This window comes from Schaalia sp. lx-260 (genome assembly GCF_021083645.1).
GTDB lineage: Bacteria > Actinomycetota > Actinomycetes > Actinomycetales > Actinomycetaceae > Pauljensenia.
This window is the reverse complement of record NZ_JAJNRQ010000001.1, coordinates 401,568-418,501: the sequence shown is the minus strand read 5'-3', so window position 1 is coordinate 418,501 and position 16,934 is coordinate 401,568. Positions and strand designations below refer to the sequence as shown.

Here is a 16,934-nt window from a genome sequence, read left to right as displayed (position 1 = left end):
ATGCAGGATTTGTTATCGCTGACCGAGACAGCTACATATCTAGGAGTCTCAAAAGGCACACTGCGAAACTGGGACCGGAGCGGAAAACTTATCGCGGTTCGTCACCCTGTAAATGGTTACCGGATGTACCGACTAAGCGAAATTGAAGCGCTCAGGAGTTCAAGCAGTCAGAAGACCAACAAGGAAACAGGTGAATCAATTGACGCTACAGCAAATGAGTGGAAGCGCTCACTTTCTAAAATACACAACATAATAAGGGACAGTGATTCAACATCGGGCATTATGGAGCGCTTTGATGAAATGTCAAAACTGCTCCAACTAGGTCTACTTCAATCCGAGTCAACATCTCGTCTCAAAGGTGAATCAGATCCGGCCTATGCGAGGCGTTTACGACACATACATGCTCAGGGGATGAGCAGAGGTGGAGAGTCCCTAGGTAGATACTCCGAGCCGATTCGACTTCCAGATAGTGCTCTCTGTCAATGTGTAGAAATCATTAACTCACTCAACAATAAGAGTGCATCATTTGATATCCGGGGTCTAGCCTACGAACAATTTATCCAAAACACTTTCGACAAATCAGACAACCAACAGTATTTTACACCGCCACAAGTAGTGGAATTTATGGGTGACATGATGCAGCCTTTCCTCCATGGAGTTGCCTGCGACCCAGCCTGCGGAACTGGTGGTTTTCTGCGTGTCATAGCAGCAGAACATGATGTTACGCGCCTAGTAGGACTAGAAATTGACCCACGCTTGGCCTGGATTTCGCAGCTAAATCTTGAGATGCACGGAGGGACTAATAGTGAAGTTCACATCTTGGGGGCGGGGGGAAGCTTAGGGTCGGAAGCAAAACCGTTCTTTGGCGGTGTGGATGTTATTCTCACCAATCCACCTTTTGGTTCTGATTACAAAGATCCAGAAATATTAGGTGCCTTCACCTTAGGTAAAGGCCGACCTTCGCGGCGGCGGGGAATTCTATTTATTGAGCAGTGTTTTAACTTCCTGAAACCTGGTGGCACAATAGCAATTGTTATTGACGATGGGGTACTAAATTCACCCAGCACCGAAGATGTAAGGCAGTTTATCTTAAGCAAGTTTGACGTGCTTGCTATCGTAAGCTTGCCAGTTGCCGCATTCCAACCATACGCTAACGTAGCCACATCAGTCCTCATCTTGCGAAAACAAGGAGGCGCAAATAAACTCCCGAAACAGACTTTCTTCGCCAAAGCTGAATCAATTGGAAGAAAAGCAAACGGTGACGACGAGTTTACATTTGATGAACAAGGGCGCGCTCAACTGGATAGCGATCTACCTAAAATTTTGACTCAATGGATGCGCCACCTGTCTGATGAGACAATCACAGCGAATAATGTCTACGCTGCAGATATCAGTTCACCAGGTCCAAAGAGAGGTTTCCGCCTCGATTTTGCGTACAACGAGCCTCGACGTCGCGATGCGTTAGCGAGAATTCAGTCTCGCCGCGCGAACCTTGTTGAGCTTAGCGAGGTTTGCACGGAACGTAATGAGCCTTATCTACCCGCTCAGGATGTTGAAGCCACAACCATTCGCTTCACGGGACTGGCCCACATCTCACCTATGGTCGGCAAAGCGAGACAGGTCGAAGTAGCAGCAAAGTCGGTAAAAAGTGCTGTAAAACGATATGAACCTGGGGATATCATCTTCTCTAAGCTTCGCCCAAATCTACGAAAAGTGGCAGCAATTTCATTTCAAGAGGGAGGATTCGTTTCGTCAGAGTGCATCGTTCTTACACCTCGCGCGGATTTGCTTCAGACTGGGACATATGACTCCGAGCTCCTCGCTGCAATCCTCCGTTCCGACTTTGTGTACGGTCAACTCATTGGAACCGTCACTGGAATTGGACGGCCCCGCATTTCCGTAAAGGATATCCGAAGAATTTTGGTCCCTAGCCCTACCCCCGAGCGATTGAAGGCAGCTGCTATCGCCTTAAGGAATGGCAGAGATGCAGCCGAAACTCTTAGATCCAAAGCAACAGCTCTCCTAGAAGAATCTGAAATACTTTCTAGCAGCACTTTGAGTACCGTCGTAGATTTAGCAATCGGAGGTTCTGATGACTGACATTGACGCTAGAGGTATCCTTTTAGGGGCGAAGCCACCACGGGAAACTCTCGACTGGCTTAACCATGATTACATGCCAGAACTTAAAAAAAATACTGAACAGCACAGACTCTCGGCGACGTCTCGGACTTTATGCAGGCGAAGTGATCCCATCCAACGAACGAAACCTCACTGACGTTCGCACCAGGATGGGAATTCTCATCGAATTTGAACTTGCGCGCGCTGCAAACATGATGCTCGAGAATAGCGGAATCCATGACTTATTTTGGACCTACGTAATTGCGAACCGCTTCCCTGATCTAGAGATCAGAAAAACTTCTGGCGAAAGGCTTCTTCGGATGGAAGTTAAATGCCTCCAAGCTCGTGCTGAGGAAAAATCTGCGAATTTCGGAACACTCATCAAAGACATCGACCCAAACACTGATTTCCTCATCGTATGTTTGTGGGAGTGGGACCCTGAAATAAATGATGACGTTCTATGGGACCGGGCTCCATTAATTCTTGATATTTTTGTCTTCCATGCCTATTCCCTTGCATTATTAAGGGATTTTCGATGGCTAAATACCCCTCCTTCTGGGCTAGGTGGTGGATACCAGGGGTACGATATTCGTTCAGCCCTGACGTGCCGTGCGGGCCATTACTCTAAAGAGCAGGGCAACTACGGAAAGCTTTTGAGAATTTGGTCCAACGGCCTCGAATATAACGGCCCACATCATGAGCTACTAAATGCAACTATCGGCTCCTATGTTGAATTCACAAAACTTATTTCTACACAAGGTTTTAAATCCATTGCCGAGGATCATTTTCGTAACCTTGGGATGGGTGAGCCACAATTCACTGAACTTGAGTCCGGGGCACTAGTGGCTTTCACTAGCCAAATAGCATACTTGTACTCTGCCAGCAATAGAGACTTGAAGGAGCTCCTAGATAAGAATAGATTCTCTTATATCGTCAAAATGGGATCTAAATACAAAGCTACACTATACGCAAGTGCGGGCAACAAAGTGGACGGTGCAATTAATATAAAACCCAAGACTCTGTTGCTTCTACTGCGCAGTCGCTTACTTAATCATTACGAAGATTTACTTCTCTCTGACACAGAGTAAGTATCTGTTCACTAAATTCTCTGCCCGAAAAGTGATTAATGAAGCGTACGCATTCATCGCTGCTAAAAGTACCCGAATAAGTCCGGTCGAGATCGTGCACTCCCCAGCTAGAGGAAGAGGTTCTCTCTAAAAAGAAGAAATAGCCACCTCTGTTCTCGTGGCCTGTTTTAGAGCGCACACACAGAAATAATTCGCTTCGAGAGCCAGCTAAACTCTCTAACTGTTCTACAGTGAGTGGTTCATTTTGATCGACTAATAACGGTTCGGTCGTGGGCTGAAATCGCACTTCAAACGATGGCACTTCGTAGCCTCCAGATGCCTCATTCTGTACTCTCTTACCATCTCAGAGTACAGTGTCGATTTGGTGCGTGTCGCTTTCAAGCAAGACACCCCTTCTACGCTGGCATCTAAGCGCGAGTATGGTCGTTACTCATTGCTCCTGTCCAGAGGGAAACAAGTAGGTCGCACCAACCTGGCAGAGCGCTACCAGTTAAGGCAGATTTTGCCAATCGGGCTATGAAAATGGCGTCAGGTTACAGCGCTGGTGGCTAGTAGGGCATACAAGTTCTAGATGAGGTCTATATGCACGGCCAGAGAGGTTTGTAGGCTCTTACGTAGAAGGCTAGTGAACACCCAACTAGCATGTGTACAGTTCGAACGCGTCTTCAGCGCCTAGAACTCGATAGATGTTCGCTCATTTGCTGTGCCAGCGTTTGGGTAGTGCCAGGGTAATGTCGCGCTTGGTAGCGGTGGTGAGGATGAGGCGGCGGTCTTCTGTTAGGAGCCCGTCGGCTAGGTGTGCGCGCACATCATCCGCATGAGCCACTAGGTCCCGGGTGTCACTGTTGAGGATCATGGAGGCGTGGGCAAGGACAGTAAGCCTCTCGGCTTTCGATGCGGCCACCAAAGCGTCACAGGACATGGCCACGATTTCTGGGTCTTCACGGAGCAGGATTTGGAGGAACTCCGCGCGTTTCCACTTGAAGACCTCATCCAGCAGCCACCCTGTCGGGCATGAACCCCGCTTAGCGTGGGACACCTGGCACTCCCACACCACCTTGCGATAGCTCGGCGAAGTCGAGTGATGAATGTTCCGCCCATAACAGGTTCCGCAACTTTCACACATAATCAGCCCCATGAACAGCCTGCCTGGTGTGCCGATAGGCTCTGGTCGGCCATCAGACCAGTTGCGCGGCGCGGCTGCATACCAGGGGAGGCTTAGTTCTTTGGCGATGCGGGTGCGTGCCCGGTCAACAGTCGGCCAAGTGAAGTAGAAGCCCGAAGCAAGGTTGTCCAGGAGGAAGCAGGCCAGATGGTAGCGGCGTATCGCCACCAACGGCAGCGGTTCCATGGAGACGGTCGGGGCTATCGGTTTTCTTCTGATTCTCTTCGTGGTGCTCATGGCTGACATCAATCACTTGCCACCAGCCCAGCCGTCAAGCCCAAAACCATACTGTCTAACGCAAACCACGTTCCGTTAGACAGTTGGGTGCAAGCACCCCGCCGGTCTTTCCCCGCAGCCGTGCGGAAACCTGCCCGTGGGCATGAAAAAAGCGGCCCCGAAAAGCCGCCACCGAGAAAACCGCTTGGTATCAAGCCACTAGTGCACATGCACCCAAATCGTAGGAGCGTATGAATATCCACGCCCTTGGCTTCCTCAGGAATATCAAGATGACACGCCCCGGCTGAACCTTTTGACGCTACATCTAAACCTTTTGACGCCAGCCCATACTTTTTGACGTTGGCCTAAACCTTTTGACGCCCAACCCACGAGCAGGTTAAATCCGACCTCCGAACCCTCTGCATGGCACCCAAATCCCCATCCATGCGACCGGCACAAGGCTCTCAACCACCACCCTACTCCCCCACAAAACCCAGCATTTGCAAGGGAAAACCCGCCTTTGGGCATGAAAAAGATGCTGGCTTGGATTGTATCCAAACCAGCATCTAATTGGTGGAGATGCGGGGAATCGAACCCCGGTCCGACGGCTGGCCCCAAGGTATTCTCCGGGCGCAGTCTGCTTGATATTTCTCGGCCTCCGGCATCATGCAGACCTGTTACCGGATAGGCTCAGTCGATAAAGTGTTGAGGAAAACCGACCGACACGGTGTTCCTCCAGTGGCTCTCTGAATGACGCCAGGAACCGAGCTGAGAGCACCACTCGGGCTGACGGACTAAAGGTTCACGCGGCGATATCAGGCGGCGAGAACGTAGTCGGTGCGGTTCTGTTCGGCACCTATTGGTTTGCGCGCGTCGTTTACGAGGTGAGCGCACATCCTCGGCCCGCTTCCCCTTGATCGACAACCGTCGTCGAAACCGATCATCCCCTATTGAGTTCACAACTCTTCCTGCCCCAAAGAACAGATTTTTCATTCTAAACCCTTGAAAAGATGAAAGCAAACGAAATATTCTCATCCTTCAAGTTTCAAATACTTGGATTTTTATATTACTTCCAGAGTCGCTCTACAGGACCAGAATCATAAAAGAAGCGTTATCATGGATGGAAGGGCATTTGCCGCTCCGTTTCTGTCAGACTCTCAAGACCAATAAAACAATGTAGCTCACATGTGGAATACGCTTTTCCTCAGTGAAAGAAAGATTTCTGTGAATTCCTCGTATATTTTTGACACGCAGATTAGCGCTGACGATTACGATACTTTTGTCACTTCACAAAAGAATTGCAACGTACTGCAATCTGCTTGCTGGGCAGAAGTAAAAGACTCATGGGATTCTTTCCGCGCATGTGTACGCGATACACAGGGAAATATTATCGCTGCCGGCTTAATTCTTATTCGCCCCATTAAATGTGGATTTACTATGTGGTATCTCCCGCATGGGCCTATTCTTGATTATTCTGACCATGCTGTTTTAGTTTTCTTTTTAGATTCATTAAAGAAACTCGCTCAAAAATCTTCGTGTATATTTATTAAAATTGATCCTCCTGTGCCACTAAGAGCTGCAAAAATCGAAGAATTAACAAGTGATTATTCAGCCGATTCACTTGAAATAAGGGATGTATTTCAAGAATCAGGTTTTAGGCATCTGGGTTTCACAGAAAAAATGAGTGATACTTTGCAACCGCGTTTCACTACGGCGACTCTGCGACCACCTGAAGGTGAAAGTATTTTGCAGCATGTCCCTAAGCGCACAAGGCGTTTCGTGAAGGATGCAGTGAATCGTTATGTGGAAGTCCGACGTGCCAATATTGAGGCACTTGATGATTTCATGTTCCTCATTGCGCAAACAGAGGAAGCAAAATCAATATATTTACGATCACGTGAGTATTTTGAAAAAATATTCGATGTATACGGTAATGATGTCCTCTTGTATATCGCTTATCTTAATGTTCCTTCAGCTATTAAGAAATATCGTAACCGCATAAGTGAAACAGAAAAGAAACTTTCTGAACTTGGCGAAAACGCGAATCAGAAACGCCGAGAATACGAACAGCAAATTAAAAGCCATCAACAACAAATTGACTTTTTAGAAAAAGAGCATTCCGCTAATCCTCAAGATGTTATTCCTTTAGCAGGGTGCTTATCTGTGCTTTATGGGACTGGGCTTGAAATGCTGTATGCGGGAATGAATCGTCACTTTTCAAAAATTACTGCACAAGATCTTGTGTATATTCAATCCATGACAGAGGCTTTTGACCGTGGCGCCCAGTATTGTTCTATTGGCGGCGTATCCAATACTCTTGATGATGGATTAATGAAGTTTAAGTCACATTTCAACCCCATCGTTATTGAAAAACTTGGGGAGTTCGATTTTCCTATTCGGAAGTTAATGTATCGCGTCGTTAAGTTTTTTATCGATCATCGCGAATAGTTTGAGTAACGCAAACACTTCCTCACACCACTATTTCTTTCCAGTCGCAGAATATGCCTATCTGCGCACACCTATTGCCCGCGCATCTGCGTATTCTTTTATCAGTTTGAGGGGATTCAAAGGACTAAAACTTCGCCTTCCTTTCCAATGACGATCACTTACCACCTCCAAAAGATTTACTTCTTCCCACCAAAATTTATGCCCGAGATCACTTCCAACTCCCCTTTAGTTACTTTGAGGTAATCTGTTACCAATAGTTATTCTTGTGTGCGTCACAAACTCCACCACCGAAAGGAAAAATCATGAAGATTGCAGTGATCGGCGCAAATGGAATGATTGGCTCACAGATTGTTTCTGAGGCACTCTCCCGCAAGCATCAGGTCACCGCTTACACACGCAGCGGCACACAGATTGAGGGAACCACATCCGTCGCCCTCGAATTAACAAACACTTCCACAGTTGCCAAGGCTATTAATTCCCATGATTTCACCGTGATTACAGTTGCCAGCCGCGACAACTATCAAGCCGCAATTGATGCACATACTGCTCTCATTCATGCTGCCCCCACGGGCCGCTTCCTTATCGTTGGCGGCGCTGGCTCACTGGAAATTAATGGTACTCGCCTCTATGAAACCCCTGATTTCCCAAGTGATTACAGTGTTGAAGCCCGTACATTCGGCCAGATTCTCGACCTCTACCGCTCAGCCCCTACAGATGTACAGTGGACAATCGCAGCTCCCTCCCCTGAAATTGCTCCTGCAACCCGTACCGGCAGGTACATACTGGGGTCAGATTCGCCTGTTGGAGATTTTGTTTCTACTCAGGACTTCGCAATCGCAATTATTGACGAAGCTGAAAAGAAGCAAAATCTTCGTCGTCGTTTCACTGTGGCCACCGAGCAAGCCTAGTATCAACCTCAGAGATTTCACAGCACTACACCTCTAGTTTTAGGCGTAACTACACGCATGAGGGGATGCAATCACAAAAGGATTACATCCCCTCACAGCTATTATGCACGGGCTTCCCGCACCTCTCGGTTACATGCATTAATGACAGGATGAAACGCCTACTCGCTCCCCTTTGCCTGCTTTTCCTTGCACGCAACAAAATTTCAGTGTGACTGCGGCCCCGTATAATCATCGAAACGTTCGGGAGCACTGGGAACACCCATCTCTCCCATACGTCCAATTAAGTCAGTTTGCGCAGGATCTACTTGTTGGCCTCGAGAAATATCCGTCATTGCGCGGCGTGACACGACTTTGATACGTTCACGGCTTCCGCGATCACCTGGAAGATCCCCATAAGAGGCTCCTAAAGATTGCTCATATTCGTCAAGTAATTCCCAGCCATCCCACGTGGTGTATTCAATGTTGCGTTCTTCCAGCAGCTTCACGATGGCTTCATGCCCGACTGAAGTTCCTCGCGCGCGTAGGCGACCAGCTTGCGCGTCTTCCACAAGATGTGCGATTGTCTGTTGCGCGTCAGATTTTGTCGAGCCAATGAGTCCGACAGGGCCGCGTTTAATCCACCCTGTTGCGTACAGACCGTCGATAGTTGCGCTGTCTGGGTCAGATGTTTCACGTACACGTCCTTCATCATTAGGGATGATGCCGCGTACCGTATCAAAAGGCATACCTGGAATTGGGCTGGAGTAGTACCCGACGGCCCTGTACACAGCTTGCACTGGCCATGTTGTCATCACCCCGGTTCCTCGTACTGTGCCGTCGCCAACCAGTTCCATACGTTCAGTGCGTAGCGCGCGCACGTGTCCTTTATCATCGGGAACGATTTCGATAGGTGATTGGAAAAGGTGAATATGGATGCGACGCGAAGCTACGTGTTCTTCAGGGTCAGCGCTTGCGTAGGCGGTTAAAGTTTTCACTACTTGACGCTGTTGATTCGATGAGCGCAGTTGGTCTTCGGAGCCTTCATCGAATTCAAAGTCTTCTTCTGAAACGATAATGTCAACATCTGGCACATGGCCAAGTTCTCGTAATTCAAGGGGGGTAAATTTTACTTGAGCAGGGCCACGACGACCGAAAACATGAACATCTGTCACAGGGTTTTCGGCCAGAGTTTTCGCCACATTTTCAGGAATTTCTGTGACCAGCATATCCTCAGCGTGTTTAGCGAGTACACGAGCAACATCTAAAGCAACATTTCCTACACCGATGACAGCGATTTCACGAGCGTTCAGAGGCCATTCGCGCGGATAATCGGGGTGTCCGTCGTACCAGCTCACAAAGTCAGCTGCTCCGTAGGATTCAGGTAAGTTAATGCCTGGGATATCCAGCGGAGCATCACGGTCAGCACCGGAAGCAATAATAATCGCATCGTAGTGATCGCGTAGGTCGTCAATTGTGATATCTCGGCCTACTTCGACGTTACCGAGTAGTTGTATATCGCCACGCTGCAGAATCCTGTATAGGGCTGTGATGATTTGTTTAATACGCGGGTGATCTGGGGCTACGCCATATCGCACGAGGCCGTAGGGAGCAGGGAGGCGTTCAAAAAGGTCAATGCTGACATCCAGTCCTGATTTGGACAGAATATCTGAAGCGTAGATTCCTGCAGGGCCTGCGCCTACAACGGCAACATGTACAGTACTCACTCAATATTTCCTTCATTCATGGTGTGTACTTTGTAAAGTACACCGAATATCTCACTTCCGATATCCTAGCGCTGCATTAGACTTCTGTTCAGTGGCACAGCGCATACTGTATTCAAAAAGCTACTTGAGGACAATAAAACAGCCTGCAAGGTAAGGAATTCCGCTATCTCGAATACCACATGAGTATTCTCTATTTTCTGAAAAAGATGCAGGATTATTACGTATCAAGGGCTCTAACGATCAGAATATAAAAACTCGTCCGCAATTCTATCTAAAAAATTTGATACGTGAATAAATTCTTTACCCAAATCGAGTGTACGCACATCAATACGATTTCCCGACATAGCGTACCTTAAATCAAGGTTCATCATGTCTTGAGTTTTCGCATACAACAACATGCCACTTATCTGACAGCCAGAAGATCGAAAGGCTTCCTGCTCATTTTTTACATATGAAAAAATTTGATAAAGATGAGAAGATCTCACAGTTTCACTCCCCCTATTATGTTGAAAAATATCAGAATAATATTTAGCGTCAACAATGAGAATTTTATCTTTATATCGCAGCATTATATCGGTTTTCATTAAAGGCAAGTAATCATTAAAATTATCATCTAAAGCCCATGAAACTCTCGAAGCAGATACGGAGAGCAAGGGATGTTCTTTCCGATAATATTCTAAAATGAATTTTTCATATAGTTTTTCAATAAACTCCACTTTGAATGAAGAAAGAAAACGCATATCACCCTTATCAGTTGTCACAATAAGGCCTTCACATACCAACTGACAGATATTCAAGAGAAAACGATAATTTTCACTTACCTTGAAAGTATTGACATATGACCAATTAACATTAGCTAAGAAAATATCATCTACATCAGAAAAGAAAATTAAATACTTTTTTAGATTATCCTTATTTTCAGCACTAATAAAAGAATCAGTAAGCATTGAAAGAATTATCGACTTTAACACTTGATTTATTAGATTATTTTCCGAAAAGCTATCGTATTCACAGAAAAAAGTCTTTCGCCTCGACATGAAGTTATTCATCGTTTCGCCACTTATCAGCTTACCTCTCAGGAGATAAATGTTTTCTTTAACAGAAATATAGTCTTTATGCAGACCATGTTTAATTTGCTTTGAAAGAGCCGAAGACAACAAGCGGGCAAGAAATTCATGCACATTCTCAAATTTTTCAGTATTTAATGAATAGTGCTTCAATAATTTCCAATCATGGAAAACATAGCAGAGTATATGGTATATATTTTTAATTTCAATACCTTTATCGACGATCATGCGCCAATATTCCCTCTAAGCGTTCTTTCCATGAAAAATATTCTTCTTCATTATCAAACCAATATTCAGATAAGAGAGGAAGAATATCGAAAGAGATAATAGAAGAAAGAGTTTCAAAATCTATAGCAGAATAGCCGGTAAAGTAGCTATGCCCGATACAAAATCCCCTGCCCAATCCCCGATCAGATCGTATAACACTGTTGAGCTCTTTAATCTGCTCAAGCAGAGCATCCAACAAAGGACTATTTAAGTTTTTTTGATACACCCTGAAACCCTCTGAATCAAACTGTGGCTCCAATTCAAAGAAACTAAATCGCCGCCTCAGAGCATAGTCAATCATCGCAATTGATCGATCTGCAGTATTCATCATTCCAATGATAAATAGGTTATCAGGAATAGAGAAAGATTCACCATTATAGGAAAGGGTAATTTCTTCATTACGATGATCATTCTCCATAAGCATCAGAAGTTCACCGAAAACTTTTGATACATTTGCCCTATTTATTTCATCTATAATAAAAAAGAATTTTTCATTCGGACACTTTTTCGCCTTAATGCAAAAATTATAAAATACGCCTTCACGAAGTTCAAAGCCCTCAGCCAGAGGACGAAAACCCATAATAAATTCTTCATATGAGTAATTTTGATGGAACTGAACGAATTCAATATTATTAGTTTTCGCGCTACCAAGAAGCAACCAAGCTATACGCTTTGCAGCAAAGGTTTTTCCAACACCAGGAGGCCCCTGAAGAATTATATTTTTCTTACGTTCAAGTGTTCGAATAATAGAGCGAATCTTCTCCTCGCTCATATACACTTCTTTTAAGAAATCATCTATAGGGTAAGAAATCTCTACCTCAGAAGGTTTATCAGTTAAAACAAATCCGAGGGATTTCAAAATATTTTCATAGACTTCTTCATCAAGTTTAATAAGAGTTTTTTCATCAAGATCATCCATCACAAACTTTGGTAAAACTCCTGTAGATACGAGGCTCCCCCAAGTTTCTGTACTCACAAAGTTTTCAAGCTCAATTAAAGTAATAAAATCCTCGTCAACATTGTCAACAATACACTTCGCTATAAGTTGACCTTCAGAAAATTCTCCAAGACATACGACGTAGTCACCTTTTCTAATTCTCTGTAACTTTTTATAAATTATTTCCTCTTTATCCTTGAATATAAAACATGCCTCAATATTTTTCACAGGCATAGCTATGTAAGTAAAGTTTTCTTTTTGAAAATCAAGCATCCAATATGACAAGTTTATTTCCTTATCTTCGATAAAATTTTCATAAAGCGGAATAGTACTAAGATCTACACGTTCAAGAGCCTTTGACAGGTTTTCACGTAAACGCCAAACCCAACCACCCGCTTCATATCTCGTGGCTCTTCGAATTTGATAAAGTACAGCTACACCGGCTCCCGGTGGTTTTGATGCCCCTCGTGCCGCTAAAATACGCTCTGCTAACGCACTAGAAACATTTTGATACGTACCTGAGCTCGCACCATATTCCATGGCAAGCTGCTTACAGGAAGCTGTTCCGCCTATATCTTTCATACATTTCATGACTCTCAGACTTTTTTCTGTAAAAATCTCAGAATCCTCTAGTAAAGAAACCCATTCTTCAATACTTATTCCAGGATCGTACTCTGATTTTGTAGGAAACCAGACTTCATTTTCTTGTAGCCTGCGCATTTTTACCTCTTCACTGAAAAATTTTACGTACTAAACTCGCCTCAAAGACTTCCGCTTCTCCACCAACAAAGAAAAGCTCTCAACCTTACTTTCCCATTCGGTATCCCTTAGACAGCCACATTGCCAAAAGAAAGCCGTGTGAAACATTTCCAGTTCCACACGGCTTCCTCATGCGAGACGATCAACCATTAGCCCAGCGAAAGATTCAAGAGCTATTTTCGCTTCACTCGGCGGTAAAGAATCAAGCAAAGCAACCGCTTCATCAGCCCAGGTACGAGCAAGCTGACGTGTTTCTTCGAGTACATCATGCGAACGCAAAGCTTCAACGAGTTCTGCCAGCAGCTCATCAGATGACAAGTCTTGTTCCAAAAGCGACAAGATACGTTGCCCATCAGCATCAATCTGTCCACGTTCTGCGCGACGTCGCAGCAGCAACACAGGTAAAGTGTCCACACCTTCACGTAAATCCGTTCCCGGTGTTTTACCTGAAGTACCTTCCGCTGCAATATCAAGGACATCATCGGCAATTTGGAAAGCCACCCCGACTTTTTCACCAAAAGCCGCAACGATTTCCGCTACTTCATCCCCTGCTCCGCCATGCCATGCTCCAAAATGAGCAGCAGCAGCCACTAAAGAACCTGTTTTATCTGCAAGCACTTGCAAATAAAAGTCCACCGGGTCTGCATCAGGCGTTGGACCAAAAGTTTCGTTCAGCTGCCCTAAACACAAGCGTTCAAATGTGTGAGCGTGACGTTCAACCGTTTCTGGACCAAGCTGCGCAATCAAAACCGAGGCGCGCGCAAAAAGGACATCGCCAGCTAAAATCGCGCGATTATTACCCCACAAGTGTTGAGCCGACGGAGTACCACGACGAGTTGGAGCTGAATCCATAACATCGTCATGATACAAAGAAGCAAGGTGCGTGAGCTCAATCGCTGTTGCAGCGGTAATTACTTTCTCACGAGAAGCAGCATCATCTGACCCAAGTTGCGCACACACCAAGGTCAAAACAGGACGAATACGCTTACCACCAGCCTGTGCTAGATGGGATGTTAGATCATCTACCAAGTCACGCGCACCAGTAACAGCTTCAAGTAAATGCGCTTCAACTACCTGCAGGCTCGGCGTAATGCGAGCCTGCAAAGCTGGCACGTGAAAGTCAGGAATTTTTACACTCACGGAAGAAGAATAACCACCTTGTCCAACAAAGACAGAATAACGTTCGGGAATACACCCAAGATAATAGTTGCGCAAGCGCATAAAACAACAGTGACAGTGCTAAAGCCTTCTGACTGCACAACCTCTACATCACCCGTTGACTCAGTGAAAAACATGAGACGAACAACGCGGAAATAGAAGAAAGCAGTAACAGCCGAGCATAACAAAGCTAGGGCAACAAACCAGCCCATTCCTGCCGTAAATGCGTCAGAGAAAATCAGGAATTTACCGATGAAACCCGAGGTTAACGGGATACCTGCAAATGACAGAAGGAATACCAGCATCGCAGAAGCAATAAGCGGATTCGTTCGACCAATTCCTGCCCAACGAGTAATATCTGTCACTTCACCCGTGGCTTCCCCGTTCTCGTTCACTCCTCGGACCAAAGAGATAATTCCGAAGGCTCCAACGGTCGCAAAACCATAGCCCGCAAGGTAGAAGATCACATGACCTGAAGCACCGTGTGTCAGCGATAAAACACCTAAAAGCACGAATCCAGCGTGAGCAATCGACGAATAGGCGAGCATACGTTTGATGTCTTTTTGCAATAAACCCGCAAAAGTACCAACACACATTGTCAAAGCTGCGACGCCAAGCAAAACAGCAAGCAAATCCCACTGCAGAAGGGCCGCGACAACCTGATAGAAACGCAGCAAAGCAGCAAAAGCAGCTACTTTAACCGCAGCAGCCATGAAACCTGTCACCGGTGTCGGAGCACCTGTGTACACATCAGGAGTCCACGCATGGAAAGGCGCGGCACCAATCTTAAAGAGTAAGCCCACACACACCATGAAAACGCCGGCTAAAGCCAACCAGTCCATACCGGTGGTTCCCGGTAAAGCTGTAGCCACCTGAGAAATCGTTAAAGAACCTGAGAATCCATAGAGGAAAGCCGATCCCATCAGCATGAAACCTGAAGCAAAAGCACCCAAAATGAAATACTTCAGAGCTGCTTCTTGAGAAAGCTGACGACGACGACGCGCTGTTGCAGCTAAAACGTACAAAGGTAAAGACATGACTTCCAATGCCACGAAAAGTGTGACAAAAGAATTCGCTGCAGGAAATACCATCATCCCTGCAAGCGAGAATAACGCCAGAGGAAACATTTCAGAACGCTGATAGTTTTTACGATCAGATAATTCCTCATCATGTGAACCTGGACGGTCTGAAGGCTGGGCAGCAAATGCGCCATCCCCCACCGATGTGCGTTCTGCCATGACCATGAAGGCAAAGAAGGCGACAAGTACCAGCAAGAACTGCGTTGCCACAGTCAGAGAATCTTCAACGTATTCCCCTACTGATACGGGAGCATCAAGAACAACAAGCCATCGCGCTACCAAGGTCACGAGCGCAACTAGGGTTGTCAGTAAAGAAACACCAATAACGATGGGTCGTCGAGTTTTCGTCGGCGCGAAGGATTCAACGAGAATAGCCAAAACCGCGCCTGCAAGGACAACAATAACCGGACTAATGGAAGCCCAGTGGATATCCGGAGCCGCCAAAGTTTCTGTAGGAAGGAGATTCACTTCGAACTCCCTTCAAGAGCCGAGGAAGAAACCGGAACAACAACAGCGTCGGCAACCGGAGTGACAGCTGTTACCAGCGGAGCCGACCAAATACCGAGGATGAGCATGGCAGCAATCAAAGGAACCATAACTGCACGTTCGCGCCCACCTAAATCAGTAATCTTTTCTACATCACGGTGAGCTTTACCTGTGAAAACACGTTGATACGGCAAAAGCAAATACAGCGCCGCAATGACGACACCAAAGACAGCAAATATCGCTACCACAATATTGACCTGCCATGTACCCATGAGAACCAGGTATTCAGGAACGAAACCTGACAAACCTGGCAATGCCACAGAAGCCAAACCTGAGATCAACCATAAACCAGCAAGCACCGGAGTGACTCGTTGCATACCTGAGTAGTGGTTCATGTCAGCAGTCTCACCACGTTCAGCCAGCCAACCAGATAGTAAGAACATTGCGGCAATGGAAACACCGTGAGCCACCATGTAGAACATCGCACCTACGAGAGCAATTGATGTTCCAATGAAGGTACCTAAAACCATGAAACCAAAGTGTGAAACCGAGGTGTAGGACACCAAACGCATGATGTCATTTTGTCCTATAGCGGCAAGGCCACCCCACAGAATCGAAATGACTGCAAGGATAATGACAACCCATCGTGCCTGTGCGCAAGCCGCAGGGAATAATGGCAAGCACAAAGTAATCATTCCGAAAGTGCCAATTTTGTCGAGCACACCGACAAGGAGCACTGACGTGCCAGGACGGGCAACTGCTGCCGTATCAGGTAACCAGGTGTGAACGGGAACCATCGGCGCTTTGATGGCAAAAGCAATCATAAAGGTAACGAAAACACCCAGCTGTACACTGCCAGACAAGTTACTGGCCAGCATAGCTAAGGAATCTAAACGGAAGAATGTTCCAGTTTCACGCGCCGCTGTAGGTGCCCATCCCCATAAAGCAACCAAACCGCCAAGCATCGCCAAACCACCCGCGAGGGAGAACAGAAGGAATTTCATCGCAGCTGCGCGACGGGCCTCAGGCTCACCACGACCGTAACGACCGATCATCACATATAGCGGAATGAGCATCGCTTCAAAAGCAATATAAAAGACGACGACATCAAAAGCGGCAAATATCAGCACCATGAATGCTTCCAGAAGGAGCACCCATCCAGCATATGCGCCACCGCTACGTGGGTGTGCATCCTCAGACCATCCTGCGACAAGCACAACAGGCACAAGCGCAACAGCTAGGAGCAGCATTACCGCGCCCAAAGCATTCACGCCAAGAGCCCAGCTGACCCCCATTTGGGGTATCCAAGAATACGATTCAACCAGCTGATAGGACGCTGGTGTTGACCAGTCAAAGAAAACAATGAAAGCTACGAGGGAAATCACTAGCTCAATGACTGAAACTACTACAGCAAAAATGCGTCCATAGTTACGTACTGCTGGAATAGTCAAAAATGCGGAACCGATAAGCGGTACAGCAACAAGTAGTGTCAATAAAGGCATTGACGCATTCATAATCTCAAAAGTCTGCATATC

11 protein-coding genes and 1 other RNA gene are annotated in these 16,934 nt (G+C 46.3%); 4 read left to right on the top strand and 8 right to left on the bottom strand.

The window, feature by feature from the left end; genetic code table 11:
• Positions 1–2,100: an N-6 DNA methylase gene (locus LRP57_RS01655; protein WP_231204421.1), complete on the top strand. Its 2,100-nt coding sequence runs from the start codon at positions 1–3 to the stop codon at positions 2,098–2,100.
• A gap of 188 nt (positions 2,101–2,288) precedes the next feature.
• A complete protein-coding gene (locus tag LRP57_RS01650) occupies positions 2,289–3,206 on the top strand; it encodes a hypothetical protein (RefSeq protein ID WP_231204419.1) in 918 nt (305 codons plus the stop codon).
• A gap of 694 nt (positions 3,207–3,900) precedes the next feature.
• Here the strand turns inward: LRP57_RS01650 and LRP57_RS01645 are convergent.
• Positions 3,901–4,245, bottom strand: coding sequence for a hypothetical protein (locus tag LRP57_RS01645; protein WP_231204417.1), 345 nt, complete (start codon positions 4,243–4,245; stop codon positions 3,901–3,903).
• A gap of 913 nt (positions 4,246–5,158) precedes the next feature.
• Positions 5,159–5,535, bottom strand: a transfer-messenger RNA (tmRNA) gene (gene ssrA, locus LRP57_RS01640).
• A 237-nt stretch (positions 5,536–5,772) separates the two neighbouring features.
• Between ssrA and LRP57_RS01635 the strand changes: the two genes are divergently transcribed.
• Complete coding sequence (locus LRP57_RS01635) at positions 5,773–7,035, top strand: peptidoglycan bridge formation glycyltransferase FemA/FemB family protein (protein WP_231204415.1); 1,263 nt, start codon at positions 5,773–5,775, stop codon at positions 7,033–7,035.
• 302 nt (positions 7,036–7,337) lie between these two features.
• Positions 7,338–7,943: an NAD(P)-dependent oxidoreductase gene (locus LRP57_RS01630; RefSeq protein WP_231204413.1), complete on the top strand. Its 606-nt coding sequence runs from the start codon at positions 7,338–7,340 to the stop codon at positions 7,941–7,943.
• A 203-nt stretch (positions 7,944–8,146) separates the two neighbouring features.
• Here LRP57_RS01630 and LRP57_RS01625 read toward each other — a convergent pair whose 3' ends face one another.
• The 6 genes from LRP57_RS01625 to LRP57_RS01600 all read right to left on the bottom strand — a co-directional run bounded on the left by LRP57_RS01625 (position 8,147) and on the right by LRP57_RS01600 (position 16,931).
• Positions 8,147–9,646: an FAD-dependent oxidoreductase gene (locus tag LRP57_RS01625; protein ID WP_231204410.1), complete on the bottom strand. Its 1,500-nt coding sequence runs from the start codon at positions 9,644–9,646 to the stop codon at positions 8,147–8,149.
• Positions 9,647–9,879: 233 nt separating this feature from the next.
• Complete coding sequence (locus LRP57_RS01620; RefSeq protein ID WP_231204408.1) at positions 9,880–10,941, bottom strand: 5-methylcytosine restriction system specificity protein McrC; 1,062 nt, start codon at positions 10,939–10,941, stop codon at positions 9,880–9,882.
• Positions 10,928–12,637 carry an AAA family ATPase gene (locus LRP57_RS01615; RefSeq protein ID WP_231204405.1) on the bottom strand — a complete coding sequence of 570 codons (1,710 nt, stop codon included), beginning with the start codon at positions 12,635–12,637 and terminating at the stop codon, positions 10,928–10,930. Before LRP57_RS01615 ends, LRP57_RS01620 begins: the two co-directional genes overlap by 14 nt.
• A 168-nt stretch (positions 12,638–12,805) precedes the next feature.
• Positions 12,806–13,816: a polyprenyl synthetase family protein gene (locus LRP57_RS01610; protein ID WP_231204403.1), complete on the bottom strand. Its 1,011-nt coding sequence runs from the start codon at positions 13,814–13,816 to the stop codon at positions 12,806–12,808.
• On the bottom strand, positions 13,813–15,381 hold the full coding sequence (gene nuoN, locus LRP57_RS01605) for an NADH-quinone oxidoreductase subunit NuoN (RefSeq protein WP_231204400.1): 1,569 nt from the start codon (positions 15,379–15,381) through the stop codon (positions 13,813–13,815). Before nuoN ends, LRP57_RS01610 begins: the two co-directional genes overlap by 4 nt.
• The gene (locus LRP57_RS01600; RefSeq protein ID WP_231204398.1) at positions 15,378–16,931 is read right to left on the bottom strand and encodes a complex I subunit 4 family protein; all 1,554 of its coding nucleotides are present in this window, start codon (positions 16,929–16,931) and stop codon (positions 15,378–15,380) included. The genes nuoN and LRP57_RS01600 overlap by 4 nt, the downstream gene beginning before the upstream one ends.
• Between the last annotated feature and the right edge of the window lie 3 nt (positions 16,932–16,934).

Bases quoted from the DNA above. Each gene is read 5' to 3' on its own strand.
- LRP57_RS01655 (WP_231204421.1), top strand. From the start codon at position 1: ATGCAGGATTTGTTATCGCTGACCGAGACAGCTACATATCTAGGAGTC.
- LRP57_RS01650 (WP_231204419.1), top strand. From the start codon at position 2,289: ATGGGAATTCTCATCGAATTTGAACTTGCGCGCGCTGCAAACATGATG.
- LRP57_RS01635 (WP_231204415.1), top strand. From the start codon at position 5,773: ATGTGGAATACGCTTTTCCTCAGTGAAAGAAAGATTTCTGTGAATTCC.
- LRP57_RS01630 (WP_231204413.1), top strand. From the start codon at position 7,338: ATGAAGATTGCAGTGATCGGCGCAAATGGAATGATTGGCTCACAGATT.
- LRP57_RS01620 (WP_231204408.1), bottom strand. From the start codon at position 10,941: ATGATCGTCGATAAAGGTATTGAAATTAAAAATATATACCATATACTC.
- LRP57_RS01615 (WP_231204405.1), bottom strand. From the start codon at position 12,637: ATGCGCAGGCTACAAGAAAATGAAGTCTGGTTTCCTACAAAATCAGAG.
- LRP57_RS01600 (WP_231204398.1), bottom strand. From the start codon at position 16,931: ATGCAGACTTTTGAGATTATGAATGCGTCAATGCCTTTATTGACACTA.